Source organism: Mesorhizobium sp. M1A.F.Ca.IN.020.06.1.1, assembly GCF_004023265.1.
Taxonomy (GTDB): domain Bacteria; phylum Pseudomonadota; class Alphaproteobacteria; order Rhizobiales; family Rhizobiaceae; genus Mesorhizobium.
This window is the reverse complement of the sequence record NZ_RZSR01000618.1, coordinates 1-3,598: the sequence shown is the minus strand read 5'-3', so window position 1 is coordinate 3,598 and position 3,598 is coordinate 1. Positions and strand designations below refer to the sequence as shown.

Annotated in this window: 4 protein-coding genes, 2 tRNA genes and 1 pseudogene; 6 read left to right on the top strand and 1 reads right to left on the bottom strand. The window is 60.5% G+C overall.

The window, feature by feature from the left end:
* Together EOA60_RS23560 and EOA60_RS23550 are read left to right on the top strand one after the other, a co-directional pair.
* A partial coding sequence (locus EOA60_RS23560; RefSeq protein ID WP_164899489.1) for an efflux RND transporter permease subunit occupies positions 1–648 on the top strand: 648 nt, incomplete at its 5' end.
* A gap of 895 nt (positions 649–1,543) precedes the next feature.
* Positions 1,544–2,434 (top strand): FHA domain-containing protein, encoded by an 891-nt coding sequence (locus tag EOA60_RS23550; protein ID WP_164748161.1) that lies wholly within the window; start codon positions 1,544–1,546, stop codon positions 2,432–2,434.
* 92 nt (positions 2,435–2,526) lie between these two features.
* Here the strand turns inward: EOA60_RS23550 and EOA60_RS23545 are convergent.
* Positions 2,527–2,601, bottom strand: a tRNA-Asn gene (locus EOA60_RS23545).
* 14 nt (positions 2,602–2,615) lie between these two features.
* Here EOA60_RS23545 and EOA60_RS23540 point away from each other — a divergent pair.
* From EOA60_RS23540 to EOA60_RS39165, 4 genes and pseudogenes are all read left to right on the top strand, one after another.
* The gene (locus EOA60_RS23540; RefSeq protein ID WP_128311973.1) at positions 2,616–2,816 is read left to right on the top strand and encodes a hypothetical protein; all 201 of its coding nucleotides are present in this window, start codon (positions 2,616–2,618) and stop codon (positions 2,814–2,816) included.
* Entirely contained in the window at positions 2,817–3,077 is a 261-nt protein-coding gene (locus tag EOA60_RS23535) for a hypothetical protein (RefSeq protein ID WP_066999931.1), read from the top strand.
* Positions 3,078–3,249: 172 nt separating this feature from the next.
* Positions 3,250–3,323 (top strand) — tRNA-Cys (locus tag EOA60_RS23530).
* A gap of 126 nt (positions 3,324–3,449) precedes the next feature.
* Positions 3,450–3,598: pseudogene (locus EOA60_RS39165) on the top strand (protein-L-isoaspartate O-methyltransferase); the annotation flags it as partial.

Sequence of the window (3,598 nt, the reverse complement as noted above, 5' to 3'; positions counted from 1 at the left end):
GTCGTCCATGAGGTTGAGGAGCGCCTGGCCAAGTTCGAGTTTCCGCTCGGCTATCATGCCCAGCTGCTGGGCGAGGCGGCGGAACGCAGGGCTGCGCAAAGCAGGCTCGTCTATGCCTCTGTCGTCGCCGCGGTCGTAATCTTCATGCTGCTGCAGGCCTCCTTGAGAAGCTGGAGGCTCGCTGCCCTGGTTTTCCTGTCACTGCCGGCCGCTATGGTCGGCGGGGTCATCGCCGCGTATCTGGGCGACGGCATCATCTCGCTAGGCGGCCTCGTGGGGTTCCTGACGGTGTTGGGCATCGCGGCCCGCAACGGGGTGCTTCTGATCCACCATTTCCTGCATCTGGAGCGCGAGGAGGGCGAGCCCTTCGGACCGGAACTTGTCCTGCGCGGCGCGCGTGAACGCCTTTCGCCCATTCTCATGACGACGCTGGCGACCGGTCTTGCGCTCGTCCCCCTGGTTGTCACCGGCAACATTCCCGGGCAGGAAATCGAACATACGATGGCCATCATCATTCTGGGCGGGCTGATCACGTCAACGCTTCTGAACCTCTTCGTCGTGCCTGCCATCTATCTCAGACTCGGTTCGCTGCAGGCGCGATCGCCGGCGCGGGCCACAGGTCTCGGCCTGGAACCATCTCCCCTTTGATGCAAAGCCCGAGATCTAGACCAGAACGTTCGTGACTCTACCGCATCCAATCCACCGGCTATACCGTTGGCGATCTCGATCGCGCAGCGAAACAGCATGACAACTTACAAAACTCGGAGGACTTGGAGCAGCAAGGAACGCGTCCGTGATTTCGTCTTCACAAAGCGGGCAGGCCAACAGGGCTGGGCCTAGCCGGCGGGCCTAGGAAACGAAATACGGCACCGGCTATACGCTCCTGCCGCTATGATGGGGCACGCATCCATAAGTGAAGCAACGTCGCTAATTCCCGCGCGGTCTGGGTTTTGGTCCTGGAAGGCTTTCGCACGGATTTGCGGCCAATCTGGCGATTCGCGGATCTCTTAGCCAGAGAGTCTTCTTTCTTCTTTCCAGAATCTCGTTGCGGCCCCCATCAACGGCCGATTGGCCTTTCGCGGCAAGGGCATAGTCGGCTCGGTTCGTTCGATAGTCTTCCTTTTGGATGGACATCTTTTTCCTCCCGGTCCGCGGTCTTCCCTCCACTAGCCTGGACGGGAGAACACTAGCTGCCGATGCATCGCAGGAGTCTACAAATTGAGGATTGTATTAAAATGATACACTCCACCCGTTCGTCTCACGGGCGCCGCTCAGCATTACCCTGAACCGGCCCGTATGCCGCGCCTATTCGTCGCTATCCTCTCGTCGCTTTCGGAATGCTGTTCCGGACCGCATCGTCCGCTTGCGCTTCAACGTGCGCTTGGCAGCCTTGGTCATAGCCTTGGAAAGTCTTGTGCAGTTGCCAGGGCGGCAACAAGGCCGGGTTGTCCGTGCAAGGTGGTCTCGCCACAGCACCCGGCTCCCAGGCGGGCAAGGAGGGCGACTTATGCTATACGTTGCGTTCTTGGTCGGATACGAGCCGATGGATCAGGAAAGACTTCTGGCCGCAGTCCTCCTAGCTGATGTCGTGGGCAGCACGCCGCTCTATGAGCGCATCGGCGACGATGCAGCTCTGCAGCAGATCTCGGATTGCCTCGACGCGATACGCGAGATCGTCGCCCGGCACGGCGGTGACTTCATTTACTCGAAGGGCGATGACGTGCTCAGCCTGTTCGACAGTTCGGAGGCGGCGCTGAGGGCCGTCTTCCAAATCAGCAGCGAACTGACGAAAGGGCCGTTGCACGCCCGGATCGGATTGCATTTCGGGGCGGTCATTCGCGCGCGGGGCGCGGTATTCGGAGACGTTATCAATGTCACCGCAAGGTTGTCCACCACGGCCAACCCCGGGGAGGTGCTGATCAGCCAGAGCTTCTTCGAAGCCCTTTGCGCGGATAGCCGCAGTGCCCTGCGGCTCCTCGACAAAATGGCTTTCAAGGGAAAGCAAGAACTCTTCGATGTCTATACCCTGGGGAGCGAGGATCGGGCCCTCAGTACGCAAATCGTCAGCCGGGGCACGGTTATCGAGAGACGCTCCGCCCCGCCGCGGCAGATCAATCTGGTCATCCGCTATGGAGATCAGTTGCGATCCTGCCGAAACAACGAATTGGTGACGATCGGCCGATCCCCGGAATGCAACATCGTCATCCAGCGGCCCTGGGTCTCAAGGCACCACGCGACCTTCACCATTTCGAATGGCAAGGCCCTGCTTATCGAGCGAAGCTCGTCGGGTACATTTGTGTCGATGGGACCCGACCATGAGGTATTCGTGCGCCGCGAAGATATTCTTCTCTTCGGCTCCGGCGTCATCTCGCCTGGACGGAGATCGTCCCTCGACGACGCCGAAATCCTTTACTACGAAATTTTCTCAGACTGACCCGGCCCGGCTTGACCGTTGCCGCATGCTGCCGGATCCAGCGCCGCGCGCTTGCAGAATCGGAAGTTTATTCAGTAAAATTCAATGGCGATTGGCTCCCCGGGCCGGATTCGAACCAGCGACCAACCGGTTAACAGCCGGTTGCTCTACCACTGAGCTACCGGGGAACGGAGGCTCTGACGTGAGTGGCGCAGCCTATAGCAAACACCTTTCGGCTTTGCAAAGCAGCAATTCGCAATTTTTCTGCAGTTTTTCGTGCGGCGATTTGTGGCATCGTCTCGGCGTGCCCACATATGAGCGGCTTGACACCGGCATGGAACAATGCGGCTGCACGTCCTTTGGTATTTATGACATCGGCCGCGCAGGTGGGATCTGGCTTTGAATGACGGCAACTGACGACGATAACCCACCGGCGCGCAAGATCACGGTCTTCGGCCGCGACTTCTCCATGCCGCGCTCGCGGGGATTGCGGATCGCGATCGGCGTGCTGCTCACAATCGGCGGGATTCTGGGCTTTCTGCCGATTCTCGGTTTCTGGATGGTTCCGATCGGCCTGCTGGTCCTGTCCTACGAATTCGCACTGGTGCGACGTCACAGGCGGCGCTTCGTGGTCTGGTGGGAACGCCGCCGCCGGCCGGATTGAGAGCTTTGCAGATGGTCCGGCAGGTGCCGCCGACACCATCGGGATCGGCCGCAAGCAATCGGCAACCACTGCCTTCGATGAGGAATGGGAAGCATCGGGAATGACTTGCCGGTGCTTGACGACCTTTCACCGCCAACATATTGAGTTGCCCCGGAACGCCGGGAGCATGGAAGGCCTCGTGGCGGAGTGGTTACGCAGAGGACTGCAAATCCTTGCACCCCGGTTCGATTCCGGGCGAGGCCTCCAATGCCCGGGCTCCGGCGCTGTCGCGCCGGGGCGCTAGGTTCCGGTCGAATTGGCCCGCGTCATTTGCCTGGAAATCGGAACGGGCGCGGGCAGCGAATTGGGCGCGGGAAGCGGGTTGGTTGGGATATGAACGCTGATTTCTCCGAACGCCGCGTGAAGATGGTCGATGGCCAGATCCGCACCACCGATGTGACCAGCGCGCCGCTGATCGAAGCGATGCTTTCCGTGCCGCGCGAGGCTTTTGTCGGCGCCGGGCAGCGGGACCTAGCCTATAT

Coding starts and splice junctions, on each gene's coding strand:
- EOA60_RS23550 (WP_164748161.1), top strand. CDS start 1,544: ATGGATCAGGAAAGACTTCTGGCCGCAGTCCTCCTAGCTGATGTCGTG.
- EOA60_RS23535 (WP_066999931.1), top strand. CDS start 2,817: ATGACGGCAACTGACGACGATAACCCACCGGCGCGCAAGATCACGGTC.